The organism is Kribbella sp. NPDC031520 (assembly GCF_055580825.1).
On sequence record NZ_JBVIKS010000003.1, the window covers coordinates 680,807 to 706,620 of the forward strand.

General features: G+C 67.6%; 29 protein-coding genes. 12 read left to right on the forward strand and 17 right to left on the reverse strand.

Going from position 1 to position 25,814, the window contains the following annotated elements; all coding sequences use genetic code 11:
• Positions 1–73 precede the first annotated feature (73 nt).
• Both ACZ5BU_RS18650 and ACZ5BU_RS18655 read left to right on the forward strand, forming a co-directional pair.
• Positions 74–784 carry a hypothetical protein gene (locus ACZ5BU_RS18650; RefSeq protein WP_465700404.1) on the forward strand — a complete coding sequence of 237 codons (711 nt, stop codon included), beginning with the start codon at positions 74–76 and terminating at the stop codon, positions 782–784.
• Between the two features lie 39 nt (positions 785–823).
• On the forward strand, positions 824–1,354 hold the full coding sequence (locus ACZ5BU_RS18655; RefSeq protein WP_465700406.1) for a hypothetical protein: 531 nt from the start codon (positions 824–826) through the stop codon (positions 1,352–1,354).
• A 52-nt stretch (positions 1,355–1,406) separates the two neighbouring features.
• Here ACZ5BU_RS18655 and ACZ5BU_RS18660 read toward each other — a convergent pair whose 3' ends face one another.
• A complete protein-coding gene (locus ACZ5BU_RS18660) occupies positions 1,407–2,258 on the reverse strand; it encodes a membrane protein (RefSeq protein WP_465700408.1) in 852 nt (283 codons plus the stop codon).
• A 240-nt stretch (positions 2,259–2,498) separates the two neighbouring features.
• On the opposite strand from ACZ5BU_RS18660, the gene ACZ5BU_RS18665 reads away from it, so the two are divergent.
• Complete coding sequence (locus ACZ5BU_RS18665) at positions 2,499–2,954, forward strand: GNAT family N-acetyltransferase (protein WP_465700410.1); 456 nt, start codon at positions 2,499–2,501, stop codon at positions 2,952–2,954.
• Here ACZ5BU_RS18665 and ACZ5BU_RS18670 read toward each other — a convergent pair.
• From ACZ5BU_RS18670 to ACZ5BU_RS18680, 3 genes are read right to left on the reverse strand one after another with little or no spacing between them, the layout of a single operon-like run.
• A complete protein-coding gene (locus ACZ5BU_RS18670; RefSeq protein WP_465700412.1) occupies positions 2,947–3,873 on the reverse strand; it encodes a neutral zinc metallopeptidase in 927 nt (308 codons plus the stop codon). The genes ACZ5BU_RS18665 and ACZ5BU_RS18670 overlap by 8 nt on opposite strands.
• Before the next feature lie 2 nt (positions 3,874–3,875).
• Complete coding sequence (locus tag ACZ5BU_RS18675; RefSeq protein WP_465700414.1) at positions 3,876–5,147, reverse strand: neutral zinc metallopeptidase; 1,272 nt, start codon at positions 5,145–5,147, stop codon at positions 3,876–3,878.
• An 18-nt stretch (positions 5,148–5,165) separates the two neighbouring features.
• The gene (locus ACZ5BU_RS18680; protein ID WP_465700416.1) at positions 5,166–6,383 is read right to left on the reverse strand and encodes a neutral zinc metallopeptidase; all 1,218 of its coding nucleotides are present in this window, start codon (positions 6,381–6,383) and stop codon (positions 5,166–5,168) included.
• A gap of 200 nt (positions 6,384–6,583) precedes the next feature.
• Between ACZ5BU_RS18680 and ACZ5BU_RS18685 the strand changes: the two genes are divergently transcribed.
• A complete protein-coding gene (locus ACZ5BU_RS18685; RefSeq protein ID WP_465700418.1) occupies positions 6,584–7,318 on the forward strand; it encodes a hypothetical protein in 735 nt (244 codons plus the stop codon).
• On the opposite strand, the gene ACZ5BU_RS18690 is transcribed toward ACZ5BU_RS18685, so the two are convergent.
• On the reverse strand, positions 7,315–8,100 hold the full coding sequence (locus ACZ5BU_RS18690) for a class I SAM-dependent methyltransferase (protein ID WP_465700420.1): 786 nt from the start codon (positions 8,098–8,100) through the stop codon (positions 7,315–7,317). The two genes, ACZ5BU_RS18685 and ACZ5BU_RS18690, sit on opposite strands and share 4 nt — an antisense overlap.
• 71 nt (positions 8,101–8,171) lie before the next feature.
• Here ACZ5BU_RS18690 and ACZ5BU_RS18695 point away from each other — a divergent pair, with 71 nt between their 5' ends.
• The gene (locus ACZ5BU_RS18695; protein ID WP_465700422.1) at positions 8,172–8,594 is read left to right on the forward strand and encodes a hypothetical protein; all 423 of its coding nucleotides are present in this window, start codon (positions 8,172–8,174) and stop codon (positions 8,592–8,594) included.
• Positions 8,595–8,709: 115 nt separating this feature from the next.
• Here ACZ5BU_RS18695 and ACZ5BU_RS18700 read toward each other — a convergent pair whose 3' ends face one another.
• The 7 genes from ACZ5BU_RS18700 to ACZ5BU_RS18730 form a co-directional block, all read right to left on the reverse strand.
• Positions 8,710–9,237 (reverse strand): MOSC domain-containing protein, encoded by a 528-nt coding sequence (locus ACZ5BU_RS18700; RefSeq protein WP_465700424.1) that lies wholly within the window; start codon positions 9,235–9,237, stop codon positions 8,710–8,712.
• A gap of 137 nt (positions 9,238–9,374) precedes the next feature.
• Positions 9,375–10,841: an arylsulfatase gene (locus ACZ5BU_RS18705; RefSeq protein WP_465700425.1), complete on the reverse strand. Its 1,467-nt coding sequence runs from the start codon at positions 10,839–10,841 to the stop codon at positions 9,375–9,377.
• Positions 10,838–11,830 carry a LacI family DNA-binding transcriptional regulator gene (locus ACZ5BU_RS18710; protein WP_465700427.1) on the reverse strand — a complete coding sequence of 331 codons (993 nt, stop codon included), beginning with the start codon at positions 11,828–11,830 and terminating at the stop codon, positions 10,838–10,840. Before ACZ5BU_RS18710 ends, ACZ5BU_RS18705 begins: the two co-directional genes overlap by 4 nt.
• 16 nt (positions 11,831–11,846) lie before the next feature.
• Complete coding sequence (locus tag ACZ5BU_RS18715) at positions 11,847–12,722, reverse strand: carbohydrate ABC transporter permease (RefSeq protein WP_465700429.1); 876 nt, start codon at positions 12,720–12,722, stop codon at positions 11,847–11,849.
• Entirely contained in the window at positions 12,719–13,678 is a 960-nt protein-coding gene (locus tag ACZ5BU_RS18720; protein WP_465700430.1) for an ABC transporter permease, read from the reverse strand. Before ACZ5BU_RS18720 ends, ACZ5BU_RS18715 begins: the two co-directional genes overlap by 4 nt.
• Positions 13,679–13,681: 3 nt before the next feature.
• Complete coding sequence (locus ACZ5BU_RS18725; RefSeq protein WP_465700432.1) at positions 13,682–15,304, reverse strand: type 2 periplasmic-binding domain-containing protein; 1,623 nt, start codon at positions 15,302–15,304, stop codon at positions 13,682–13,684.
• Positions 15,305–15,471: 167 nt separating this feature from the next.
• Positions 15,472–16,326 (reverse strand): hypothetical protein, encoded by an 855-nt coding sequence (locus tag ACZ5BU_RS18730; protein ID WP_465700434.1) that lies wholly within the window; start codon positions 16,324–16,326, stop codon positions 15,472–15,474.
• A gap of 191 nt (positions 16,327–16,517) precedes the next feature.
• Here ACZ5BU_RS18730 and ACZ5BU_RS18735 point away from each other — a divergent pair, with 191 nt between their 5' ends.
• From ACZ5BU_RS18735 to ACZ5BU_RS18745, 3 genes are all read left to right on the forward strand, one after another.
• Positions 16,518–17,108: a hypothetical protein gene (locus tag ACZ5BU_RS18735; RefSeq protein ID WP_465700436.1), complete on the forward strand. Its 591-nt coding sequence runs from the start codon at positions 16,518–16,520 to the stop codon at positions 17,106–17,108.
• 155 nt (positions 17,109–17,263) lie between these two features.
• Positions 17,264–17,716, forward strand: a complete 453-nt coding sequence (locus ACZ5BU_RS18740) for a hypothetical protein (protein WP_465700437.1) — start codon at positions 17,264–17,266, stop codon at positions 17,714–17,716.
• A gap of 55 nt (positions 17,717–17,771) precedes the next feature.
• Positions 17,772–18,248, forward strand: coding sequence for a GtrA family protein (locus ACZ5BU_RS18745; RefSeq protein ID WP_465700439.1), 477 nt, complete (start codon positions 17,772–17,774; stop codon positions 18,246–18,248).
• On the opposite strand, the gene ACZ5BU_RS18750 is transcribed toward ACZ5BU_RS18745, so the two are convergent.
• Genes ACZ5BU_RS18750 through ACZ5BU_RS18765 form a run of 4 tightly spaced genes read right to left on the reverse strand, consistent with a single transcriptional unit; the run spans position 18,207 to position 21,503 of the window.
• The gene (locus ACZ5BU_RS18750) at positions 18,207–18,545 is read right to left on the reverse strand and encodes a chorismate mutase (RefSeq protein WP_465700440.1); all 339 of its coding nucleotides are present in this window, start codon (positions 18,543–18,545) and stop codon (positions 18,207–18,209) included. The two genes, ACZ5BU_RS18745 and ACZ5BU_RS18750, sit on opposite strands and share 42 nt — an antisense overlap.
• A gap of 24 nt (positions 18,546–18,569) precedes the next feature.
• Positions 18,570–19,142 carry a dihydrofolate reductase family protein gene (locus ACZ5BU_RS18755; RefSeq protein ID WP_465700441.1) on the reverse strand — a complete coding sequence of 191 codons (573 nt, stop codon included), beginning with the start codon at positions 19,140–19,142 and terminating at the stop codon, positions 18,570–18,572.
• Positions 19,143–19,188: 46 nt separating this feature from the next.
• On the reverse strand, positions 19,189–20,247 hold the full coding sequence (locus ACZ5BU_RS18760; protein WP_465700443.1) for a sigma-70 family RNA polymerase sigma factor: 1,059 nt from the start codon (positions 20,245–20,247) through the stop codon (positions 19,189–19,191).
• 29 nt (positions 20,248–20,276) lie between these two features.
• On the reverse strand, positions 20,277–21,503 hold the full coding sequence (locus ACZ5BU_RS18765; protein ID WP_465700445.1) for a TolB-like translocation protein: 1,227 nt from the start codon (positions 21,501–21,503) through the stop codon (positions 20,277–20,279).
• 126 nt (positions 21,504–21,629) lie between these two features.
• Here ACZ5BU_RS18765 and ACZ5BU_RS18770 point away from each other — a divergent pair, with 126 nt between their 5' ends.
• The 4 genes from ACZ5BU_RS18770 (at position 21,630) to ACZ5BU_RS18785 (ending at position 24,983) form a co-directional block, all read left to right on the forward strand.
• Entirely contained in the window at positions 21,630–22,196 is a 567-nt protein-coding gene (locus ACZ5BU_RS18770; RefSeq protein ID WP_465700447.1) for a dihydrofolate reductase family protein, read from the forward strand.
• A 166-nt stretch (positions 22,197–22,362) separates the two neighbouring features.
• Complete coding sequence (locus ACZ5BU_RS18775) at positions 22,363–23,361, forward strand: ABC transporter ATP-binding protein (RefSeq protein WP_465700449.1); 999 nt, start codon at positions 22,363–22,365, stop codon at positions 23,359–23,361.
• Positions 23,351–24,166, forward strand: a complete 816-nt coding sequence (locus tag ACZ5BU_RS18780) for an ABC transporter permease (protein WP_465700451.1) — start codon at positions 23,351–23,353, stop codon at positions 24,164–24,166. The genes ACZ5BU_RS18775 and ACZ5BU_RS18780 overlap by 11 nt, the downstream gene beginning before the upstream one ends.
• The gene (locus ACZ5BU_RS18785) at positions 24,159–24,983 is read left to right on the forward strand and encodes an ABC transporter permease (RefSeq protein WP_465700453.1); all 825 of its coding nucleotides are present in this window, start codon (positions 24,159–24,161) and stop codon (positions 24,981–24,983) included. Before ACZ5BU_RS18780 ends, ACZ5BU_RS18785 begins: the two co-directional genes overlap by 8 nt.
• Before the next feature lie 204 nt (positions 24,984–25,187).
• On the opposite strand, the gene ACZ5BU_RS18790 is transcribed toward ACZ5BU_RS18785, so the two are convergent.
• Entirely contained in the window at positions 25,188–25,814 is a 627-nt protein-coding gene (locus ACZ5BU_RS18790) for a 3-oxoacid CoA-transferase subunit B (protein WP_465700455.1), read from the reverse strand.

Genomic DNA, 25,814 nt, shown 5'->3' on the forward strand with positions numbered 1-25,814 from the left:
TGTTGCGGCGGCAAACTCCCGGGGGCGATCCGGCGTCCCACCAGTAGGACCACATCCACTCGGGAGGTCGATGATGATTCGAAGGATCATAGGTCTCGGCGCCACCACCGCTCTCGCCGTGAGCGCGCCGATCGTGCTGACCGGAGCGGCCGCACCCGCCGCCGCAAGCACCACCAGCTGCGCCGGGCTCGCGTCTGCCGGCAGCGTTTCAGCGACGACGTACGCCGACCGGCTCGTCCGCGCGTGGGGCGGCGGAAACCGGGCGGCCACGAACTGCTACGCCTCGACGGCCACCGCACGCACGCTGTTCGGGCAGGCATGGCCGGGCGGGATCCACTGGCGGCGTGTCTCCACCGAAGGGGCCGCCGGGACGATCTATGTGACGTACCACGACGACGCGCGTGGCGGGAACCTCACGATCGGCGTACAGAACGTCGGTCTGCGCGCGGCCGGCGGCTGGCACGCGGCGTACACGGCCAGGTTCAGCCACGAGCCGAAGGCGTGGAACGCGGTGCAGTGGTCGGACAACCTGGTCCGGGCCTGGGGTCGCGGCGACACCAAGTGGACGGCGTACTACGCGACGCCGGCCGCGGTTCGGCAGCTGCATCACGTGGCGGCCGTGGGCGGCTCGCACTGGACGCGGATCGCGTCGGAGGGCGCTGCCGGTACGACGTACGTGACGTACCGGAACACCGTCACCCGGCACACGCTGGTGATCGGCGTGTCCAACGTCGGCCTGTCGCAGGGCGACGCGCACGCGGCGTACACCGTGCAGTACCACTGACCGCTTGAGCTCGAACTGCTTGGGTGTAATCATGATTACATGAGTACACAGACCGAGCACGAGAAGGTGCGGGGCTGGCTGACCGGGCGGTTGCCGGGCGACTGGTTCGAGGGTGAGACCGAGCTGTCGATCGACCGGGACGAGATCCTGATCGTCGGCCGGATCCCCGCACCCGAGCAGAACCAGGACGTGAGCGCCGCCGAGCGCTCCGCCGCCGAGGAAGGCCGGATCAAGCAGTTCCGCGAGGACACCCGCGAACGCCGGATCGAGATCGCCCGCGAACTCGAGCACGCCGCCCGCCGCAAGGTCGCCTGGGGCGTCCACTGCGGCGACACCAGGACCGTCTTCACGTCGCTGTCCGCCCCCGTGATGACCCGCCTCCGCCAACCCGAACGCCAGGTCCTCGACACCCTCGTCGACGCCGGCGTGGCCCGCTCCCGCAGCGACGCCCTCGGCTGGTGCGTCAAACTCGTCGCCCAACACAGCGAAACCTGGCTGGCCGACCTCCGCGCCGCCATGACCAAAGTAGAAGACGTCCGCCGCGCCGGCCCCGACACCGACCAGGACTGAACACAGGTGACGGGCGGCAACCGGTTGGATTGCCGCCCGCCTGTTGGAAGGGTTACTGGCCTTGTTGCCAGTTGCCGTTCTGGTTGCCGTTGGACCAAGTGCCGGCGCTGTGGGCTGCGGGGTGTTGTTCGGGCTGGGTCGGCTGCTGGTAGCCGCCTTCGTAGTTGCCCTGCGGCTGGCCCTGGTAGTTGCCCTGGGTCGGGTAGGTGGTCGTACCGTCCATGGTGCCGTTCTGGGTGGTCGGCTTGACCATCTTGTCCTTGTCGAACAGGTTGGCCAGTGCGCGGCCGGCCATCTCGCGGCCCCCGAGACCGAAAGCGAGGCCGAGAGCGAGCGCTGCGCCCGCGAGGACGATCAGCAGGGTGTTACCGGTCAGCTGAACCGCCACACCGAGCTGGGTCAGCGCGGCGAACGCGGCGTACACGAGAACGGCGTACCGGGCCACCTTGGCCAGGGTCTCGTTGCCGGTGGCACCGCGGATGATCGCGGCCAGGAAGTTCGCGAACAGCGCCGCCAGGCAGACGATCACGATCGCGGCGAAGATCCGCGGGATGTACGCGAGCATGTCGCTCATGAAGTTCGAGATCTCCGGCACGCCGAGCGCCGAGGCGAACATCGTGAAGCTGATCAGGAACACGAACCAGAACACGACCTTGCCGAGTACTGCCGAAGCGGTCAGCCCCGTGCCCGACCGTTGCAGGATGCCGGACACACCGGCGCGTTCCATCCAGTGGTCGAAGCCGACCCGGCCGAGCAGCTTGCCGACGAGTTTGCCGAGCACCTTCGCGACGAAGTACCCGATCACCAGGATGACCAGGCCGCCCAGCAGGTTCGGGATGAACGACAGCAGCTTGCTGAAGGCGTCCTCGAACGGCTGGGTGAAATCGATAGCTAACGCTGACATCGGATGAACCCTTTCAGGACTGGCCCGCATCCGCTGTCGGCGCACATGACTGCCCCAACCCCGGCACGGGCGGATGCAGTGGTGTCCAGTATGACTCGTACCCGTTGATGCCTGAGGCAAACAACGCAACCCGGCGAGGCGCGCAACGAAAGGTGTTTGCGTAAGGCAATCACCTTCGCGGCACTTCGCTCATTACCCCCGGTGGACTGAACCGCTTCAGGTGTTTGCGATCCTGTGCACATGAACGATCTCGTCATCCGCCGCGCCACCGCCGCCGACGTCGGCCCGATCGTCGCGATGATCGCCGACGACCAGCTCGGCGCGACCCGTGAGTCCACCGCCGACCTGACGCCGTACCTGGCCGCCTTCGAGCAGATCGACGGTGACCCCAACCAGCTCCTCGTGGTTGCCGAACGCAACGACGAGGTGATCGGCACGCTGCAGCTGACGATCATCCCCGGCCTGTCCCGGCGCGGCTCCACCCGCGGCCTGATCGAGGCCGTCCGGGTCGCCGCCCCCGCCCGCGGCTCCGGCCTCGGCACCACGCTGATCGACTGGGCCGTCGAGGAGTCCCGCACCCGCGGCTGCACCCTCGTCCAACTCACCTCGGACAAGTCCCGCACCGAAGCCCACCGCTTCTACACCAACCTGGGCTTCGAAAACACCCACGAGGGCTTCAAACTCAAGCTCAGCTGACCTTGGCGGGGGTGGCTGTGAAGGTGTTGCAGGAGGCCGGGGTTGCTGATGTGAAGGCGCGGGTTGTCCAGTAGCCGTGGTTCTTGCGGGAGCCGTGGTCGCGGACTTTGCTGTACTCGTCGCCTACGTGGTTGACGATGTAGCGCCAAACGCTGAGGCGTTCGCCGGACAGGCCGAAGAGCTGCTTGTTCGCGCCGAGGAACGCGGCACCCAGGCAGCTCGCCTGCAACTCCTTGCGCCGCATCACCTCGTACTGCCCGGCCACGGACTTTCCGCGCATGAGCTCGTCGTACAGGGTCAGGATCCCGACCGCGTACTGGACGTGATGCCCGTACTCGTGGGCGATCAGCTGCTCGAAGTCGACCAGGTTGAACTCCTGGTCGCGCGTATCCAGGAAGACGTCCGCGTCGAAGCAGATCTTCCCCGTGAACCCGCCGAAGTAGTAGAACGCGTCGGCACTGGCCGGCGGATCCGTGCACGCCGGCGTGGCCTTCGGGTGCCGTGCGCTGTACGCGATCAGCTCGACGTCGGTCAGGTAGGCGTCCGACTTCTCCACCAGCGGCGCCCACGCCTTGCCCATGCAGGCCACGAGCACCCTGCCGTACGCCAGCAGACCGGCCTTCGTCGTCAACTGCGGCCGCGGCAGCGCGCACTTCGTCACCGGCACCTTGCCGGCCGTGTAGAGCTTGCTGTGCAGGACGCCGCCCGTCATGTCGAACGTGATCGGATCCGACGGCGTCGTCACCTTCCCCGAAGTCGGAGCCGCTGACGGAGTGGAGGTCGGAGTGGAGGTCGGAGTGGAGGTCGGCGTCAGTGACGAAGCGACCGGCACCCGCGGCGTGTCCACCGCGACCAGCGCCGCACGGCCGCAAGCTGTTGCGGCCAGCACGACGAGCAGCCCCACCGCGCCCCAGCGCACTATCAACTCACCTTCGCAGCCGGGGCCGTGAAGGTGTTGCAGGACTTGGGGTTGGCGGTGGAGAACGCCGGCGCGGACCAGGCCCAGTTGTTCTTGCGGGAGCCGTGGTCGCGGATCTTCTTCGGGTTGTACTCGTCGCCGGTGTGCTGGGCTTCCCACTGCCAGATCTTCAGCTTGTTGCCGGACAGGCCCAGCGACTTCTTGTTCGCCCCGAGGAACGCCGCACCGAAACAGGTCGCCTGCAGTTCCTTACGGCGGGTCCAGTCGAGTTCCTCGGCCTTGGTCTTCGCCCAGCCTTCGCGCGACCAGGCCGCGGTGAGCATCTCGGTCATCTCCTGCACGTGATGGCCGTACTCGTGCGCCATCGTGTCCATCATCCACACCCGTGCCGCGAGCGGCTCGCTCTTGTAGTACTTGAGGTCGTTCTTCCAGCTGATGTTGATGCTCTCGTCGACGCTGCAGTAGTAGGCAACGTTCTCCTCGCCGGTGCACCCGGTGTTGGCCCCGGCCTGGTTCGACTGCAGTACTACCTTCGGCGAACGGAAGGTGTACCCGGCGCGCTTGATGACCGGCGCCCACGCGTTGTCCAGGCAGGGCAGCAAAGCCTTGTAGTACCGCAGAATCGCCGACTGTGAATTCGGCTTGATCGCCGGCTCTTTGCAGCTGACGGCCGCCACCTGACCAGCGGCGTAGATCTCGTTCTGACGCAGGCGCTGCACATCCGGAGTGGTGGTCGCCGTCACCGTGACCGTCGGGTCGGGGGGTGTCGGGAGTGGGGCCTCGGACGGCTTGACCGAGGGCTGGGAGAGGGGGCGTTCGACGCCGTACGAGTTGACCAGTTTGAAGCCGCCGATGGTGGCAGCCGTCAGCATCACGACTACCAGGACGGACAGGCCGGCGATGACGGCGCGGGAGATTTGGCGGGGTGGTTTGAGGGGCGGGGGTTCGGAGGTGAACTGGGCGCCGGCCCGGGACGGGTTCGCATGCCAGCCGGACGTACGGGGGCCGCCGGGGCGGCGGGTGCCGGTCAGCAGCGTCGGCGGCGGGGCGGCGAGGGGTGCGACGGGTGGGCCACTGTACTCGCTCTCGGTGCCCGGGTCGGTCGGTAGCGGCCGCGCCTTCCGGCGTACGGACGAGTCGTCGAACGTCACCGAGCGCGCCTTGCCGAGGCGGGCGGGCTGGGCGGTGCGCAGAGTCAGCGGACGGGTACCTGGCGCGGGTTCGCCGGTGCTGAAGTGGCCCGGCTTCGGTACGCCCTCGTCGGAGTCAGGCATCGATCGTTCCCATCTGGCTCAGCTCACCTTGGCGGATGCGGCGACGAAAGTGTTGCAGGCGCCGGGGTTGGTTGTCGCGAAGCCCTGGTTCATCCACAGCGTGACGCTTCTGCCGGAGCCGTGGTCGCGGGTCTTGTCCTTGGACTTCTCGTCACCGCTGCGGCTGATCAGGGCGTTCCACTGCGCCAGCAGTTCGCCGCGCAGCGGGAAGCTGGTCCGCGCCGCGCCGAAGAACACCGCGCCGAAGCAGGACGCCTGCAGCGCGGCCCGCCGGTGTACCTCGAGCTCGGCGGTCTTGTTCGCGGCGGTGTCGGCGAGGTTGTCGGCGGCCTCGGCCATCCCGGTCAGGTTCTGCACGTGGACGCCGTACACGAAGCCGAAGGTCTGCGCCATCTCCGCGCGGGTCTCGGCCTTGTGCTTCGGGTAGTCCTCGACGATCTTCTGCCACGGCATCGTGACGCTGCCGCCCTGGTCGTCCTGACAGTACAGCGCGAGGTTCTGCTGTACGCCGCACGCCGTCTCCTCGCCGTCGTCGAAGACGATCAGCCGCGGCGAGCGGAAAGCGAACCCCGCCTTGGTGACGACCGGCTCCCAGGCCTTGTCCATACATGCGGTCAGCGCCTGGTAGTACGACCGGACGTTCTCCTTGGAGGTCGGCCGGAACGCCGGCTCCGGGCAGTTCGCGACCGGCAGCTTCCCGGCGGTGTAGATCGCGTTCTTGCCGACGACGTCCGCGTCCGGCGTCCCCTTCGCGGCCGGGGCGGTGGTGGCCGGTCCGTCGGTCGGCTTCACCGACGGCGAGCCCATCGGATTCGTGACGTAGTCGTCGAACTTCGGCAGAACCTTGAGTACGAACGTCACGCCGCCGCCGACGAGCAGCAGCGCCGCGACGACGATCAGCGCGACGAGGCCCTTCGAGCGCTTCTTCGGTACGAACGGGATCGGCTCCGGGTGGAACACCTCGCGGTACGCCGCGGCCGCCCGGTCGTCCGCGGGCTGGCCGAGCCGGGTGCCGGACAGGGTCGTTCGACGGGAGTCGAGCCGGCTGCCGGCGAGCTGCGGCTGGACCGGTTCCCGGTCGCCGCTGAGCCGTGGTGTGGGTGCCGCCAACGGCGCCGACGACGTCACGGGTGCTGACGGTGCCGCCGCGCCAGGTGTCCCTTGGTCCGCCGTCGCCTGGTCGCCGTCGCCGCCGGGCAGGAAATGACCAGGCTTGGGTACCGGCTTGTCCGCCATAGTGTTCCGCTTCTCCCCAGTACCGGACGAACGCCGGTCCCCAACAGAATGGCCGGAACACCCCCAGTGCCGGCCGCCGGCTGATATTACGGCCTGGACCGCCATCCGGAGAACCGGATTGCAGCTTTTGACATCGTTTCGCGACCGCCGCTACGGAACGCGGTCAGCCGGCTACCGGCATCCGGTGTCATTCTGAACAGATGAGCCGCTTGGAACCCGGGGAAGCACTGGCTCTGTGGGACCGCTTCCCGATCGAGCGCCGGCCCCGCCCGATCATCCTGATGAGCTTCACCCACGGCCCAGGAGGCCACCCGACGCTCGAGGATCGGGCGTCGGTACTGCGGCACGCGGCCGTCGTGTCGGACGTGGAGATGCCGCCATGGCTGCTGGAGGCACTGCAGCCGGATCCCGCACCGCACTGGCACGTTGAGCCGGTGCGGGTCCGATCGGTACGCCGGGTGTCCCCGGAGTTCCGTACCGATCGTGGGTACCGCCCGTTACCGGCGTACCGGGTCGAGTTCGTGGGACCGCGCTACCCGCCGGGGAAGGCGCCGAATCCGAAGGCCGAAGGCATCGGGTACCCGCCGATGCTCGCCATCGATCCGGCCGTCGACCTCTGGTGGCCGGCTGAGCTGAGTACGAGCTATCGGGGCGGGTTGAGTGGGATGCCGCCGGCGGTACTGGTGGATCGCGGCCGTACGGTGCGGTGGATGGTTATGGGGTCGCCGCCCGAGTACACCGACATGTGGGTGGAGGAGGTGCGCGAGTCGCGGACCGCTGTGGCGATTGTCGTCGCGAGCAGGATCCGGCCGGGAGTCACCGCGGTTCCGTTGGTAGGAGTCGGCCGGCTGATCGTCGCCCACCTGGCCGCGCCGTTGGGCGATCGGGTGCTGTTGCAGGCGGACGGGATTCCGATCGAGGTGCTGCCGGGTTAGCGGCGTCCGTACGCGAGGAAGTGCGGGCTGGCGGCGCGGAGGTTCGGGTCGGATTCGACAAGGCGCGCGAACAGGACTGCGGACGGGAGGAGGTCGTCGATCCGCTCCGGGGCGGCGTTCTGGAGAATGTTCGCGGCAGGGCCTTCCACGCCGAGTACGTCAACGTCCTGTAGCCCGGCGGTGGTCAGTTCGCCGCTCAGCTCGTCGGCGTGATGGAAGTACGCGACAGTGAACCCGTACGACCCGTCGATCGCGCCGGACGCGAACGCCTCGGTGAACAGGTGCAGGTTCTCGTCGGTCAGCGTTCCGTTGCTCCCGGCTTCGAGCAGACCGCCGTACCGGTTGATGCCCGCCGCAACCACGAATCCACCCGGCCGTGTCACCCGTACCGCCTCCGCCAGCGCCTGCGCGCGGTCGGCCGCGTCCACCAGGTGGTAGAGCGGCCCGAGCAGCAAGGTCACGTCGACGCTCGCATCGGCCTGCCGCAACGCCCGCGCATCGCCGACCTCGGCCGCGAAACCCCCGACCTCAGCCGCCGCCGAGACATGCTCCGGCACCGCATCCACCAACGTCACCCGATGCCCGTCGGCAGCCAGCCACCGCGCATGGACGCCGGTCGCCCCGCCGACGTCCAGTACGACGGCCGCCGGCGGCAGCCACCGCCGCAGCAACTCCTGCGTCCGCACTAACTCGAGCCGCCCGTGCCCGGAGACGACCAGCCGCTGGTCCTCGAGGTACCGATCGCGATAGAAGGCCCGGATCACCGGATCAAGTTCAACCATGCACCCACCCTGCCCGGCCAAAATCCCGGGCACATCGCGTTTTCGCGCCGTTACCCTGGCATGCTGGGGGCATGAGTTGGGCTGTGTATGCGATGCGTGGGCCAGGAGGCGTACGGCGCCTCGACGACATGCCGGTCGACTACGAGCCGCCGTCGGTCGGGACTGCCACCGAAGTGGTGGCCGCGGTCCGCGAGGTGGTGCCGGACGTCGACACCAGCAAACCGTCGTGGCTGGCGCTGCGAAGTGCGGACTTCGACGTCGAGATGACGATCGGCAAGGGGGTCGAGGTCCGCGACATCACGTTCTACCTGAACGACGGGCCGCGGTCGATCCCGATCGTGATGGAGATCAGCCGCAAGCTCGGCGTCACGCCGTACGACACCGAGTCGGGCAACTTCCTCACCGAGGAGTCGCGCCCGCCGGTGCCGCCGCCGATGGAGCCGGACGAGATCAAGATGAACAAGCCGAAGTGGTGGAAGTTCGGCCGCAAGTAGGGCTCCAGGTGCACAAGGACAGGAGGTGTCCGAGCATCACCTAGTGCACCTCAGCCGGATCGGGCTCGCGCGTACAACGTCTCACCGGTGCACTACCTGTTCTTCGGTACCCGTCTCAGTCGAGAACAGTCAGCTCGGCCGGGCCGAGACGGAGGGTGCCGGACGTCAGGGGTGTGGCTCGGATTCCACCGCGGTTGCGGAGGGCCTTCATGGCACCCGGGGCCAGGACTTTGTCCATCCAGGCGCACGGGTTCGCGGGGCGGTTCGCCTGGAAGGTGATGCCGTCGAGGGTGAAGCGGCGGCCTTCCAGGCGGGTGCCGTCCGCGGCGCGGCGTGCGGCGAGTTCGTCGATCGGGAAGCCGCGCAGGGCGATGTTGCGGCGGGTCAGGTGCGGGTCCAGCGGGCCGGGAAGGCCGAGTACGCGGACCACTTCGTCGAGGGAGGCTTCGTCGATGAACGTGACGGCGGCGTTCCGGTGGACCGCCTGGCCGTAGTACCGGTCGCCGACGATGCCGAGGCCGGCCCGGACCTCGATCTCGGTACGCGCGACCGGCTCCGGGTCCGGCCGCGGACCGCCGTCGGGCCGTCCCTCGAACGCGTGCTGCCGGGAGACGACAAGCGCGACGATCTCGACTGCGGTCATGTCAGCCCCAGGTGAGTGGGTCGAGCAGGCGGAAGAAGTGTAGGCGGCGCGTGTCCGGGGCGCAGCATTTCGCGTACACGTTTCCTCGGCGGTGGACGGTCGTGTCGGACTCGCCGGCGTCGACCGGCGACCAGCCTTCACCCGGTGGCTTGAGCAATTCTTTCCCTTGTGTGGTTGAGGATCGGAGTGACCGGCCGACCGGTGACCAGCTCGCCGTCGGCGACGAAGCCCTCCTCGCGACCGGTCAGGTCCTGGACGAGACGCGACCGCCACAGGTCAAGCAGTTCGGGCCGGGACGGCACCAGGTTGTGCAGCTCACCCGGATCGGCCTCGAGGTCGAACAGTTGCTCCACGCCCCGTTCCGATCCCCACACGTACTTGATCTTCCCGTCGGTCACCCACTGCAGGGACTGATCGAAGTGCAGATGCTCACCGTGCAACCACTCCCGCACCGCAGGGGCATCCCCACGCAGGAACGGCGCCAGCGACACCCCGTCCACCGACGGCGGCACCGGTACGCCGGCAAGGTCGAGCAACGTCGGCATCACGTCCCGCAACTCCACCACCTGATCTACGACGCCTCCCCGGACCGAAGAAGCCGAGGCACGGTCGGCGACAATGAACGGCACCCGCGCCGACCCTTCGTACGGTACCGACTTCCGGAACATCCGGTGGTCGCCCATCATCTCGCCGTGGTCGGACGTGAACGCGATGATCGTGTCGTCGTACACCCCGAAGTCGACGAGCGCCTCGCGGATCCGGTTGACCTGCAGGTCGAGCTGCGCCATCAACCCGTAGTACCCGGCCCGCGCCCGATGCACCACCCGGTCCGGCAGATCCCCGATCGACGCCTGGTAGTCCCCGTCCCGCCGAAAGGAGTCCCAGTCGCCTTCCCAGTCCCCCAGCTCACGCTCGTACGGCGGCAACGCGTCGTACCGGTCGAACGCCCACGCCGGCGGGTCGTACGGCGGATGCGGCCGATGGAACGACAGGTACAGGAAGAACGGCCGGGTCGGATCCCGCCGGTACAGCCACTCGATCGTCTGCGTACCCACCCAGGACGTCGGGTGCAGCTCCTCCGCCTTGTCCCACGGCCGCGCCACCACCGAGTTGCAGTTCACCCCGTGGTCGAAGTACTCCGCGTCCGGCGACACCCCCGGCTGCCGCCGCAACCACGGCACGTAGTCGTCGAAGAACCCGAACTGCTGCCGATACGAACGCCGCGAGTGATGCAGGAACCCGTCGTGCAGTACGACATCGTCGAACCCGAGCCGCGCCCGCTCCGGCCAGACATGCATCTTCCCGATCGCCTGCGTGTGGTACCCCGCCCGCCGGAACTCGCCCTGCATCGTCACCGGATGCGCGACGCCGAACGGCACGCCGTCGGTGTACCCGACCCGCCCGTGCCGCTCCTGCGACTGCCCGGTGAACAACGCGACTCGAGCCGGTACGCACGTCGGCGTCGCGGAGTACCCGCGGCTGAACCGGATCCCGTTGCGCGCCAGCTCGTCAAGATGCGGCGTCTCGACGTACGGGTGACCGGCGCACGACAACGCGTCGCCCCGCCACTCGTCGACACAGATCAGTACGACGTTGGGCCTCAAGAAGACTCCCGCACGATCAGTTGCCAGGGGAAATCGAATACCTCGCCAGGTGCGCCCTCACGGTCGGTCAGCCGGCCGACGATGATGTTGGCGAGCGCCTCGTTGAAGCCGACCGGCCCGACCGTGGACAGCGACGGGTCCAGCGTCTCGCCCTCGGGCGTGTTCCCGACGCCGACGATCGCCAGGTCCCGCGGTACGTCGATCCGCAGCCGGTGCGCCGCCCGGACCGCGGCGATCGCGGCGAAGTCGGTCGTGCAGTACAGCGCGGTCGGCCGATCGGGCTTGGACAGCAGCGCCATCGCGGCCCGGTACGCGCCCTCCGGGTGCTGCTCGAAGACCTCGATGTGGTCGCTGTCGATCGGCTTACCGGCCGCGCGGAGCGTGTTGACGTACGCGTCGAAGCGGGCGAATCCCGTCGTCCGGGAGGTGAGCGCGCCGACCCGGTCGTGGTGTTCGAGCAGGTGCTCGACCGCGAGGTGGCAGCGCGGCTCGGCGCCGGACCGGATCACGTCGAAACCCTGCGGCTCCAGGGTTTCGCTGAACACGACGATCTGCACGCCCTGTGCGGCGAACGCGGCGAGCTCCTCGGCCTGCGACGGGTCCGGCTTGATGCTGTCGATGAAGATCACGTCCGGCGTCCGGTTCGACAGCACGGTCCGCCAGTCGCCGTCCGCGACGATCAGCGCGGTCTTGCCGAGCGGGGTGACCGCCGTACTCACCGTGGCCGCGACCGCCTGCGACCACGGGTCCGCGAGGTAGCTCAACGAGAGCAGTACCAGGTCCGACTTGCCGGTCCGGATCGCGCGGGCCGCGTCGTTGCGCCGGTAGCCCAGGCGCGACGCGGCCTCGCGGACCCGGTCCGCGGTCGAGTCCTTGATCGTGTGGCTGCGGTGCCGTCCGGACAGCACGTACGACACGGTCGCGACCGAGACACCAGCCTCCTTCGCCACCATCCGCAGCGTCGGCCGTTCGGCCAAAGGTGAGGACATGAACCGAGCTTATGCCCTAGCCCTTGACGGCGCCGGTGATGACGCCCTTGGTGAAGTGCCGTTGGAGGAACGGGTACACCATCGCGATCGGTACCAGGGCGACGACCACGACGGCCATCTGCAGGGACTGGGGCTGCGGCGGCGGGTGCACGCCGAGCTGGTCCGCGGACAGCGACTTGCCCTGCAGGACGTACGTCCGCAGGATCACCTGGACCGGCCACTTCGACGTGTCGTTCAGGTAGAGCAGCGCGTTGAAGAACGCGTTCCAGAACCCGACCGCGTAGAACAGCCCGACGACCGCGATCACCGCCTTCGACAGCGGCATGATGATCCGGCGCAGGATGGTGAAGTCGCTGGCGCCGTCGATCCGGGCGCTCTCCAGCAGCTCACCCGGTACGTTCATGAAGAAGGTGCGCAGGACAACGAAGTTGAAGGCACCGAGGGCGCCCGGGAGGATCAGCGACCACAGGCTGTCCAGCAACCCGAGTTGCTTCACCACCAGGAACATCGGGATGATGCCGGGCGCGAACAGCAACGTGAACAACACCATCAACAACACCGGCCGCCCGAACAGCACCGGCCGCGAGGTCGCGTACGCGAGTGCGATCGTCACCGCCAGCGCGATCGCCGTACCGACGATGGTGACGAAGACACTCACGAGAATCGCCCGGCCCATCAGTCCGCCGGAGAACAGCGTCTGGTACGCCTTGAACGTCGGATGCGACGGCCACAGCACGTAGCCACCCGCGTTGATGATGTCCTTGTCACTCGCGAGCGAGGTGGAGATCACGACCAGGATCGGGATCACGATCGCCAGCGCGAACCCGCCGAGGATGACGGCCTTGATCGCGTTGTAGCCAGGCGACGGGTTCTCTTTCCACACCGGTCTCATGAAACGCCCCGTTTCTGGAAGATTCCGGGTTCGCCGAGGCGGTGTGCGAGTGAGTTCGCACCCCACAACAGGAGCGCGCCGACAACACCCTTCGCCAGGCCGGCCGCGGCGCCGCTGCTCCAGTCACCACCGACCACACCCGCGTAGTACGTGAACGTATCCAGTACTTCGGCGGCGCCCGGGCCGACCGAATCGCGTTGCAGGATGAACTGTTCGAACCCGACGCTGAGGATGTCGCCGATCCGCAGGATCAGCAGCAGCACGATGACGGTCCGCAGCGACGGCAGCGTGATGTGCCACATCCGCCGCCAGCGCCCGGCGCCGTCCGCCGCAGCGGCTTCGTACAAAGACACATCCACAGTGGTCAGCGCCGCGAGGAAGATGATCATCGCCCAGCCGGCGTCCTTCCAGATCAGCTGCGCTACCACGAGCAGCGGGAAGGTGTCCGGGTTGGTCATGAACGGGATCGGGCTCAGCCCAGCGTGCCGGAGCAGGTTGTTGATGAACCCTGCCCCGCCGAGCGACTGCTGGAACAGGGTCACGACCAGCACCCAGGACAGGAAGTGCGGCAGGTACGCGATCGTCTGGAACCATTTCCGGAAACGGTTGCTGACCAGCGAGTCGACGATCAGCGCGAGTCCGATCGGTACCGGGAAGAACAGCAGCAACTGCACACCGGCCAGCAGAAGCGTGTTCCGCAACGCGTCCCAGAAGTCCGGGTTGTCGTAGAGGTTGACGAAGTTCTGCAGGCCGTTCCACTCGCTGTGCATGATCCCGAGGTACGGCTGGAAGTCCTGGAACGCGACCACGTTGCCGATCACCGGCAGGTAGAAGAACACCAGCAGGAACACGACGCCGGGGATCATCAGCAGCACCATCTGCCAGTCCCGCGCCCATTTCGCCTTCAGCGGCAGGCCGTTCCTGGCCTGCCGCTTGTAGGAGTTGGCCTTCAGCATCGATCAGGACCCGGTGACCGGAACGCTCGCCGGCAGTACGGCCGCGAACTCGTCGCGCATCTTGTCACCGCCGCCGGACTTCCAGCGCTTCAGCGCCGCGTCGTACGCGTCCATCTTCTGCCGGCCGGTGACGATGTCGACGATGGTGTCGCGGAACGCCGACGTCAGCTTCGGGCCGACCTTCGAGCTGGTGTCGGAGTACGTGCGCGCGGTCGGGTTCCGCATCGCGAACTTCAGCAGCTTCTGCTCGGTCTCGTAGATCTTCTGGGTGTCGTCCGGGAACGCCGGGTTGAAGATCACGCTTTCCGGCGAATTCATGATCTGCAGCGCGCTGACCAGGCCGGGCGCCTGCTGGTTGCCGGCCTTGGTCAGTACCGGGTTCTTCTGCGCGTCCAAGGTGTACTGCTGGCCCTCGACGCCGAAGTTCTTGATCAGGTACTCCTTGGTGCCGAACGGCGCCGACAGGTAGTCCATCAGCGCGAGCAGCTCGCGGATCCGGCCCTCGTCGGTCTTCTTGAACGGCGTGAACCCGACCGTGCCGTAGCCCATGTCGTAGACCGGCTTCGCCTTGCCGTCGTGGCCGAACGGGATCATCGTGTCCACGAACAGCGTCGGGTCGAGGTTGCGGAAGTCGGCGGTCGCCCGCGGCCCGACCACGACCTGCGCGGCGATCTGGCCGTTCACGGTCTTCGGTGTCGCGTCGGCGAGGTTGAGGTCCGGGTAGAACACCTTCGCGGCCCACAGTTTGGCGGCGTACTGGACGGCGGCCTTGTAGTTGTCGGTCTCGTACATGTGGGTGAGCGACCGGTCCTGGTTCACCCGCCAGCTGGTCGGGGCCCCGAACCACTCGCCGAACATGTGCAGCATGTTGATGATGGCCGGCTCGAGCGCATAGTTCGTACCGTTGGACAGCTCCTTGCACTTGGCAAAGAACTCGTCGGCCGTGGAGCACTGCAGTCCACCGACCTTCTGCCACGTGCGGGGGTTGCCCATCATCACCTGGCCGAACGGCGTGGAAGGGATGGGCGCGCCCCAGATCTTGCCGTTGACAACGGCTGTCCGCCAGGACGCCGGCTTCAGCGCGGCCAGGTTCGGGTACTCCAGCACGGCGTCGCCGGACAGGTACTTGGTCAGGTCCTGGAACTTCGCCTCGAGCATCGGGCCGACGTTCGGGATGCCCTGGTTCGGCGGCAGCCACATCAGGTCCGGCAGCGAGTCGCTCGCCAGCAGCGTGGCGAACTTCTCCGGGTAGCCCGGGTCGGTGCCGATGGTGAGCCTGAGCTCGGCGCCGAGCGCCTGGTTCAGCGCCTGCCACATCGGGTTGCTGCCCATCGGCGGCGGCGGAGTCGCGAACGTCTCCGTGAGCGCGGTCACCGCGTTCTTGAGCGGCGGCGCCTTCACGCTCGACACCGCGTCCGCCGGGAACTTCAGGAACCCGGGCTCGAGGCCTGACTCGGCCCCCGGGAGGTCCGGGTGCAGCCCTTCGAACGGCTTGTACGTCGGCAGCTTGAGCTCGCTCGACGCCTTCGCACCCCCGCTCGAGGCTCCACCGTCCCCGCAGGCTGCCAGCGTCGAGGCGCCGATGGCTGCCCCGGTTACCTGCAGAAACCGCCGCCGACTGATCATAGTTGCTCCAAGTTTCGAAGAAGTGCTCACTAACACTCACTTAAACGTTAACCCGGACCGTAAACCTCACCGCCCCCTCGATGCAAGGCCGTAAGCAACAAACAGCCGGCGACCGCGGGACTCGAGAACCCGCGGCCGCCGGCCGTCGTCGGTGAATCAGTTGGTTGTCAGCAGCGCACGATCAGCCCGGTCAGCGCCGAGCAGGTCTTGCTGGCCTTGTCGTTCGTCGCCACCGGGTCGTCCGGCGAGCTGGCCGTCCGCTGCGCGGTCGCGGTCAGCGAACCGACCGTGAGCAGGGTGGTGTCGGCCGACAAGGTACGAGTCGTACTCGCGCCGACCGCCAGCGACGCGATGTCACAGTTGACCGATCGCGTCGTACCGACCCGTGTACAGGTCGAGCTCGCATAGACCAGTCCGGCCGGATAGGTGCCGACGACCCGGATCCCGGACGCGTCGCGCGGCCCGTTGTTCTTGACCGTGATCGTGTACGTGATCCTCGCGGTCACCAGGTTCCGTACCGACGCGGTCAGCGACACCGCGACGTCTGCCGCCAGCGGCGTGATCGAGATCGTCGGGCCGGCGATCCCCATGAACGCGTAGTTGTCACCGATGAACGCGTGCGCCAGCACGAAGGACCCCGGCGCCGGGCTGTCCTTCGCCCGCAACGTCCACACCACCGTCCGGCTCTCCCCCGGCTGTACGTCGCCGAAGCCTGCGCGGAACTCCTCCCCGTTGTAGACCCCGCATCCCGCCGATGCCCCGGTGCAACCAACCAGCTCGAGCCAGTCGGTCAGGTTGGCCCCGACGGCGTACAGCGCCGCCTTACCGGCCAGGAGCGGGACGGTGGCCGCGTTGTAGACCGTCTGCGTGACGGTGAACGTCTCCCCCGGGCTCGGTGTCGTCGTACTGACGTCGACCGCGCTGGTGGGCGGATCGTCGGCCATCGCCGTCGCCGGTACCGCCAGCGACGTACCGAGAATCCCCGTGATCAGCGCAGCACGTATCAACTTCCAGGCATGCACAGCGTGCCCCCCTCGTTCCCCATGAATCCCCAGCTGCCCCCACAGCCCGCCGACTGGCGGTGGAAGCAGTATGAAGTTCACAACTGTCCGTGGTCAACAACTCGGAAGTCGTACTCAACCTTTCGCCGCTCCAGGGAGTCTCAACGGATGCGCTGCCCAACGGGGGGCCGCGCTGAACTTGGGGGAAACACATGATGAAGCGAATCCTGACCGGTATGGCGGCGCTGGCGGGTGCGGGCGCACTCGTCGTCGGCGGAGCGCTGCCGAGCCACGCGGCCACGCAGTCCGTTGCGACCAGCAACAGCTCGGCCGTGACCTACAAGGTGCGGTATTTCAACCACACCACCGAGGGCAACCACGCGTGGGCCCTCCTGCCGTCGACCTGGCGGCTCGTCCAGCTGTCCACGTGGCACGCGCGTTTCGACGACGCTGCGCACAACCGGATGATCCGGATCGACACGGCGTACAACGGGAACATCGGGACGATCACCGCCCTCAACCAGAAGATCAAGTCGCTCAAGGGCACCCGCGGCCTGCGCATCCTCGGTACGTCGACAGTGACGACGAAGTCGACCACCGAGCAGGGCCCGCTGCGGGAGAGCACGGTCGTCTACACGTACCGCAGCGGCAGCACGACCCGCTGGGTCGCCACCCGGTACGTCGGCTTCGCCGGCCGGAACGCCGCCGACGTCGAGTTCTCGGTGGCCGGATCGCTCCAGGACAGCAAGGTGCTCGGGGCAACGATCAACAAGGCGACCGGCACGCTCACGCTCGCGGGCTGAGTCCGCCGTGTCCGGGCCGCGACCTCAACTCGAGGCGATTCCGGCGACCAGGTTGACGGTCGCGGCCAGGATGACCGTCGAGAACACGTACGCAAGCGCGCCGTTGTGCGCAACACTGGTACGGGGTCCGGCAACGATCGACGAGAGGGTGCGCCATGGACAGCAAGGCGAAGCTGCGGGTCAAGGATGCGCTGCTGGCGCACCTCGAGGCGCACCTGCGCGCGACCGGCGCCGCGGTCGGCCGCGAGGACTCGGCCGCCCGGCTCGACCCCGACACCGTCTTCTCGGTCGACGACCAGTCCCAGTCCGACGAGGCCGCTGACCTCGGTGGGCTGTTCGAACACGTCGAGGAGCGGGAGCACAACACCGTCGCGGTCGCCGAGCAGCTCGACTTCGGTCCGGCGGACGAGGTCCGGCCGGGCGCGATCGTCGTACTGGACGACAACCACTACGTCGTCGGCGTGGTCAGCTCGACGTTCGAGTGCGACGGCGTGACGTACGAGGGGATGACCACGGACGCGCCGCTGTACGACGCGATCAAGGGCCTGCGCGCCGGCGACAGCTTCACCTTCGACGCCACGGAGCACCGCATCAGCTCGGTGGACTGACCGAGATCAACACCCGGGTGACGGCCGGTTTGGGTGAACCGGGACACTGGGTTGCGTGGCAACGACGACCCACGTGGCAGCCAGGCCTGCCAGTGAGCGGTTTGCGGCTTTCACCGGTGCTGTGGTTCGGCGACTCCCTGGGCAGCTGCCACCGAGTCTCGTCGGGTTCGCGCTGATCAACGGGTTCACGTTCTGCGTCGATCTCGGGCTGTTGACGGTGTTGCGGTCGTGGGTGCACTTGCCGTTGTGGTTGGCGATCACGATCGCGTACAGCTCGGCGTTCGCGTTGAGCTACGTGCTCAACCGGGCGTTCAACTTCCGGTCGCACGCTCCGGTCGGGCCGCAGTTCGCGAAGTACGTGGTCGTTGTCGTGGTCAACTACGTCGTCCTGATCCTCGGCCTCGGGACCGGCCTGTCGGCGCTCGGCGTCGAGTACCACCTCGCGCGGATCGCGGCCGGCCTCAGCGAGGGCGTTTTCATGTACTGCGCCCTACGCTGGGTGGTCTTCCGGCAGCGCGGACCTGTTCACTGAATCGGCCGCGATCTGCTCGTGGTGGCGGATGACCTCGCTGATGATGAACCCGAGCAGCTTCTCCGCGAACGCCGGATCGAGCTTCGCGTCCTCCGCGAGCCGGCGCAGCCGCGCGATCTGACTTGCCTCGCGCTCGGCATCGGCCGGCGGCAGTACGTGCTCGGCCTTGAGTCGCCCGACCTGCTGCGTGTACTTGAACCGCTCGGCCAGGATGTAGACGATCGCCGCGTCGATGTTGTCGATGCTGCCCCGAAGCCGCTCGAGCTCGGCCCGAACATCTTCCCTGCTCGTGATCATGACGGCCAGCATAAGGCGGACCCGCTACCAGGCGACCTCGTAGTTGAGGTTCGCAATCCCCTCGCCGATGGTGCGGGTGTCGACGAGGTGCAGCGGCACCTCGGCACCCGTTCCGTCGAACAGGCGCTTCCCCTCGCCGAGTACGACCGGGAGGACGAACAACCGCAGCTCGTCGACCAGGTGATGCTCGATGAGAGCACGTACCAGCTGATAGCTGGCGTAGACGATGATCTCCCCCTCGACCTCCTGCTTCACCTTCGAGACCGCCGCTACGACGTCGTCGTTCAGCACGATGCCGTTGCCCCAGCGCGGATGTTCGAGAGTCGAGGACACGACGTACTTCGGCATGCTGTTCAACTTGTCGGCCCACTCGCCGGTGCGGCTGAGCCACCGCGACGCGAACCACTCGTCGCTGCGCCGGCCGAGAAGCAACGCTTCCGCACCCAGCGCCTCCTCGGTGAGGATGTCGACCCACGGTCCACGGTCCGCTCCCGCGAACTGGTCGAACCAACCGCCGAGCCTGAAACCCTCCTGGCCGTCCGGATCCTGTACGACGCCGTCGAGTGAGACGTTCGTCGAGATCACGATCTTTCCCATGGCAGCTCTCCTTGTTTTCGGTTGCACTGCATGGCCAGACACCGGATCAACCAGGAAGTGAGCGCTGGGGCAGCGACAACGGCAGCCCGAACTGCTCGAAGACACCGTTCTCGAATCGGGCCATCGCGCTGATGTGCTCACCCGCGATCGTGATGACGAACAGCCCGGTCGCGTGACGGACGCCGTCGGCACCCAGAACGTACGCGCCGAAGGCAGGCTGTCCGTTGGCGCGCGTGCTCACCAGGCTGTACTGACGGCCGCTGCCGAACAGCAACTCCAGGAATCGGGCGGCGAGCTCCCGCCCCTCGTACTCGTACGGCATCGGCGGCATCGCCACGAAGACGTCGTCGGTGAACAAGTCCACCAGCGCATCGACATCGGCAGATTCGTACGCCCGGACGAACCGCGCCACGATCGCGTCTTCCGCCGGCGATCCCGAAGCCACCGGAGTCTCCTGCCGTTGCCAGCGCGTACGTTGCTCTTCCAAACTCGTTCGCGCCCGCCTGAGCGCGCTGTTGACCGACGGCAGCGTCGCATCCAGCATCTCGCCGACCTCACTCGCCCGGAACCCGAGGACGTCGCGAAGGATCAGTACCGCGAGCTGGCGCGGCGGCAACACCTGCAACGCCGCAACGAACGCCAACGAGATGGACTCGCTCTGCTCGTAACGGGCCTCCGGGCCGACAGGTAGACCCAGCGCCCCCTCCATCAGCGCATCGGGATACGGCCCGAGCCACACAACCTCGCCGAGCCGGGTCGGCTCAGGCGGCTCGACCCCAGGAATGTCCCACGCCTTCGCCGGGCGCCTCCGCGCCGCACGCAGCGCGTTGAGGCACTGGTTGGTCGCGATCCGGTACAGCCACGTCCGAATCGACGCCCGCTCCCCGAAGCCGTCGAGACCCCGCCACGCGGCCACCAGCGTCTCCTGTACGACGTCCTCCGCGTCCTGCACCGAGCCCAGCATGCGGTAGCAATGCACAGACAATTCGCGGCGGTGAGGTTCGGTCAACGCCCGAAACGCGTCGCCGTCACCACCTCGCGCCCTCGAGATCAAGTCGCCCGTCAACACATCCACCTTCCCGCATCCCGGTCTGGGCCTGCCCATCGTCGTACAGACACCGCGAACGCCGGGAACTAACCCCGCTCGAGCACGGCGACGGACGCCTTCCACCACGCCTGGCCGGGGATCGCATTCGTTTCATACGGGAGTTGTAGGCCGGATCGCCACGCCAGCAAGCGGATGCGTGAACCCGCATCGAGGGCGATCGCCAACCAGCGCCCGTCCGCCGAGAACGCCAGCCCAGGGGAACCCTTCGGAGGTAGCTCGATCCCCGGCACGATCTCCAGCCGACCGCTGTCGAGGTGCAGAACCGCGACGTCGCTCGGCCGCAGCGGGTGGCTCTGGTACCTCGGATCGTTCGCGGCGCGTTCGAGCAGGAAGGCGACCAGCTTTCCGTCGGGGCTGACAACGCCGGCCTCACCGCAGCACGTCGGGCGGGGCAAGCGGTACGTCGTAGTCAAGCCGCTGCCGAGCCAACGGCGGTGGAGATCGCAGGGACTGTCGCTGATCGGCTCGCAGCCGGTTGTCCAGACGACCTCGCCGATCCCGGTCGCGACCGGCTGCGCGTCCTGCCCGAGATCTGCGAGTGTCCGGCCGGTGATCGCGCTGACCAGCACCAATCGGCTGGGCGGCCCCGACTGACTCGGTTCCAGGAGGCCGACCAGCACGTCACCGCTCGCCACGTACGGAGAGAAGCCGACGGGCAGCCGCGTCCAGTGAGCTGAATCCAACCGCCTGACAAAACCGTCCCCATGATCGGTATCAGGAGGGAACGACACCACCCAGGCGCCGCCGACACCAGTCAGCAAACCCTCCAAGGACCCGAGCGAGCCGGCAACACCGACCCGCCGGCCGGCACCGAGCCGCAGGATCCTGGACCCTCCCGGCTCGCAGGTACTCGTCGCAACCAAGCCGCCATCACGAACCTCGCCGAACTCACCCGACCGCAGCCCGTCGACGGCTGCGACAGAGCCGCTGTCGAAGTCGACCGTACGGAGACGATCCCCGCCCAGAAGCACCCGGATCCCAGTTCGCTCCTTCACCGGCGTGCTCGACACGACCGCCAGGGCAGGCTCCGACGCGCAGGCTCCCTGCACCGTCGGCCACGGCGCCGCGGACGTCGGAGATTCGGCGACCGGTTGCGACGGGCCGACCGCGACATGGGGCGCCGTACGGTGCCCGCCCCGCACCCGGACAACGAGAAGCACCACGACCGCAACCGCCACCACCAACAGCCCACCGATCCGGCCCCAGCGCGGCAAACGCGGCCCACCGAACTCAAGGAACTCCTCATCACCCACAAACCCATGACAACACCCAACGACCACCGTGAATACAGCACCGAGGACCGCTGGCGTCGGTCGATGTCAAGGCCACCGGGTCGGCTCCGACCAGTGCGCGTCGGAACAACTTCCAGGGAGCACAACATGTCTGATCACAGGATCGTGGTTTCGGTCCAGGTTTCGCTGGACGGACGCACCGCCGGGCCGGACGGCGAGCTCGACTGGTTCGCCGTCAAGGACGAACTGCACGAACACTTCGTCACCGAGCACCGCGCGGCCGGGGCATTCTTGTACGGGCGCCGGACGTACGAGGGGATGGCGGCGTACTGGCCGACCGCGGACCAGGATCCGGGCAACCATCCCTGGCTGATCGAGTACGCGAAGGTCTGGAAGTCGATGCCGAAAGGCGTGTTCTCCAGGGCGTTGACGACGGCCGACCCGGACACCACCGTGCTGCGCGACCTCGGGGCCCTGGACGGGTTTCGCCGCGGCGTCACCGGTGACGTCTACCTGCTCGGTAGCGGCGAGGTGATCACGACCTTGACCAGCGCGAACCTCGTGGACGAGTTCCAGATCTATGTGCACCCGGCAGCGCTGGGTGGCGGTCGATCCCTGTTCGAAGGTCTTGCGCAGCGTCCCGCGCTGGAACTGGTGGACAGCCAGACCTTCGACCGGACCGTCGTGAAGCTGACCTACCAGCGCACCCAGTGACCCGAACAGGCGGAAGGTACGCGTGATTGACCGGCGCCCGGAATTCGCGTGCTGAGGCCGGAGGGCCGCTGGTATAGTCCAGCGGCTCAAGGATCGGCGGAAGGTTGGACGCACGCGTGACTCCCTGCGCTGGGCACGGCGACCTGCTCCGACAGGCGCGACCGTAATGCCTCCCATCATCGAGGTGTCCGGACTGACGAAGGAATTCTCCCGGCCCGACATCCGGCCCGGGCGTTTCGCGGGGACGCGGTCGCTGTTCGCGCGCACTCGCAAGATCACCAAGGCTGTCGACGGGATCAGTTTCGGCATCGACGAAGGCGAGCTGATCGGATTCCTCGGCCCGAACGGTGCCGGCAAGTCCACCACGATCAAGATGCTGACCGGAATCCTGGTCCCCACCGCCGGTACCGTCACGGTCGCCGGCCAGGTCCCCTGGCGCGACCGGCGCCGGAACGCCCGCAGCGTCGGCGTCGTCTTCGGGCAGCGAACCCAACTCTGGTACGACCTTCCGTTGCGGGCGTCGTTCGAGATCATCAGGGACCTCTACACGATGGATCCGGCGGTCTACCGGACCCGGCTGGGAGAGTTCAGCGAACTGCTGGACCTCGACGAGTTCATCGACACCCCGGTGCGATCGCTGTCCCTCGGTCAGCGGATGCGCGGCGACCTGGTCGCGGCGATGCTGTACGCCCCGCCGATCCTGTACCTCGACGAGCCGACCGTCGGACTCGATGTCGTTGCCAAGGGCAAGATCCGGGAGTTCGTCGCGGAGATCAACGCCGTCCGTGGTACGACCGTGATCCTGACCACCCACGACATGGACGACGTCGAGCGACTCTGCCGGCGCGTGGTGATCATCGACCACGGGAAGATCCTGTACGAGGGCGACGTCGAGACGCTCAAGGCGCAGTACGTGGCGAGCCGGGACATCGTCGTGCACTGCACCGATTTCGACGCGTCGACGATCACGTCACCGTTCGCGCGCGTGGTCTCGGCCGACACGGTCAAGGCGACGCTGCGGTTCGACCCCGGGGCGACGGCCGCACCGAAAGTCATCCACGACCTCACCTCGCGGTACCCGATCATCGATCTGTCCGTACTGGAGCCGGACCTGGAGGACGTGATCAGGTTGCTGTACACGGAGCGGACGTCCGATGCCGACTGACACGTTGGCGACGCGCGTCCGCGGGGTGCGCGGTTTCTACCGGGCGGGGTATCGATCGGTCCTCGTCTACCGTGCCGACCTGTTGTTCGGCGTGGTGGGCATGGTCATCCAGGTCGTGCTGACCGTCGTCGTGTGGCGCGTGCTGTACGACGGCCACGACCAGGTGGCCGGGGTCGGCAGCTCCACCGCGGTCGCGTACGCCGTACTGGCTGCCGCCGTCCAGGCCGTCGTGATGCCCTGGCAGTTCTCGTCGCTGCCGCTGCGCGTCATGCGGGGCCAGATCGGCGTGGACATCATGCGGCCGCGATCGCTGATCAGCCAGAACCTCGCTCAGGCCCTCGGCACGATGGTCGGCAGGCTTCCGATCGGCGCCGCGGGCCTGATCACCGGCCTCGCCCTCGGCGGGGTGAAGGGCCCGGACAACCTGCCCGATCTGCTGGCCTTCATCGTGTCGACGGTGCTCGGCGTCGGCAACATCATGACCATCAACCTGCTGGTGTCCATGACGGCCTTCTGGACCCTCGAGATCGGCGGCATCATGATCCTCTACAGGTTCGGGTCGGCGTTCCTCTCCGGGGCGCTGATTCCACTGTGGTTCATGCCCGGATGGCTGCAACCGATCATCAGCTGGTTGCCGTTCCAGGCGCAGATCTACGCGCCGCTGTCCATCTGGTTCGGGACCAGGGACGGGGCCGAGCTGCTCGGCACGCTGGCGATCCAGGCAGGCTGGGTGCTCGTACTCCTCCTGCTCCTGCAACTGGTCTGGGGACGCGCGGTCCACAAGGTCGTGGTTCTGGGTGGCTGAGGTGCTCACGACGCTCCGAGAGGATGTCCGCGCGAGCCGGATCCTGCTACGAGCAGCCTGGCGCGCCGCGATCTCGTACCGCGCGAGCTTCCTCTCGTCGATCGTCGGCGGACTGGCGCTCCAGGGTACGCAACTGTTGTTCATCGGCGTCCTGCTGTCGAAGTTCCAGGTCATTCACGGCTGGCGGCTCAACGACGTAGCGTTCCTCTTCGCGCTGCGACTGGCCGCGCACGCCGTCTACGTCGTGCCGTTCGGCCCGCTGGTGATGATCGATCAAGCAGTCCAGCAGGGCGATGTCGATCGCTTCCTGCTGCGCCCGGCCGGGGTCTACCTGCAGGTCGTGACCCGGTACGCGCCCCTGATGGCGCTCGGTGACGCGCTCCTCGGTTTCGGGGCGCTGGCGATCTTCGCCCCGCAGTCCGCGGTCTCCTGGACGCCGGGGAAAGTGGCCTTCCTGATCGCCGCGATCGTCGGTGGTGGACTGGTCGAGACCGGGATGCAGACCTTGCTGGCCGGGCTGTCCTTCCGCCTGACGTCCACCATTTCGCTGCGGGTCCTCGCCGACGACACCATCACGCGGTTCAGCGGCTATCCCTTGACGATGTTCAGCCGCTGGGGGTTCCTCTCCCTCACCTTCGTCTTCCCGATGGCCTTCATCGCCTACCTGCCCGCCGTCGTTCTCCTCGACCGCACCGACGAACTCCCGATCCCGGCATGGCCGGCCGAGCTCTCACCGTGCGCCGGCCTACTCGTCTTCACCATCGGCCTGGCCTTCTTCAACCGAATGACCCGCACCTACAACAGCCCCGGAAGCTGATGTGGAATGAGCGAATGGGTGAACGGGGCAACTCATCGGGTGGAGGTTGACTATCATCAGATGTTCTTTGCCCCGTTCGACACACTCACCCGGTGATGACACGGGGCGGGGAGGAAACGGGCGGTGACCGGCCGGAGCAGGTGCGCTGAGCAGCGAAGCGACGAAACAAGCGGCTGCGTAGCGCGCGTGGGTCTACCAGTCGCGTCAGGTGATCGGGGCTGCGGTCGCCGCTTCGAGTTCGGGCCGGGAGACGCCGGGTGCGAGCTCGACCAGGCGGAAGGTGCCGCCGGCTGGTTCCAGCACGGCCAGATCGGTGACGATGCGGTGAACAACGCGGCGGCCGGTGAGCGGCAGGGTGCACGTTCCGACGAGCTTGGCGGCGCCCGTGCGGGTGCGGTGTTCCATCAGGACGACGACGCGGCGGGCGCCGTTGACCAGGTCCATCGCGCCGCCCATCCCCTTCACCACGGCACCGGGGACGAGCCAGTTGGCGAGGTCGCCGTACGCCGAGACCTGCATGCCGCCGAGGATCGCGACGTCGATGTGGCCGCCGCGGATCATCGCGAAGCTGGTCGCGGAGTCGAAGTACGACGCCCCGGGGACGACCGTCACGGTCTGCTTGCCCGCGTCGATCAGGTCCGGGTCCACCTCGTCGTCGTGCGGGAACGGGCCGACGCCGAGGATCCCGTTCTCGGCCTGCAGCGTGACCGCCGAGCCGGGCGGGAGGTGATTGGGGACGAGCGTCGGCAAACCGATCCCGAGGTTCACGTACTCGCCGTCCCGCAGCTCGCCGGCCGCCCGGGCCGCCATCTCGTCGCGCGACCAGGCCAT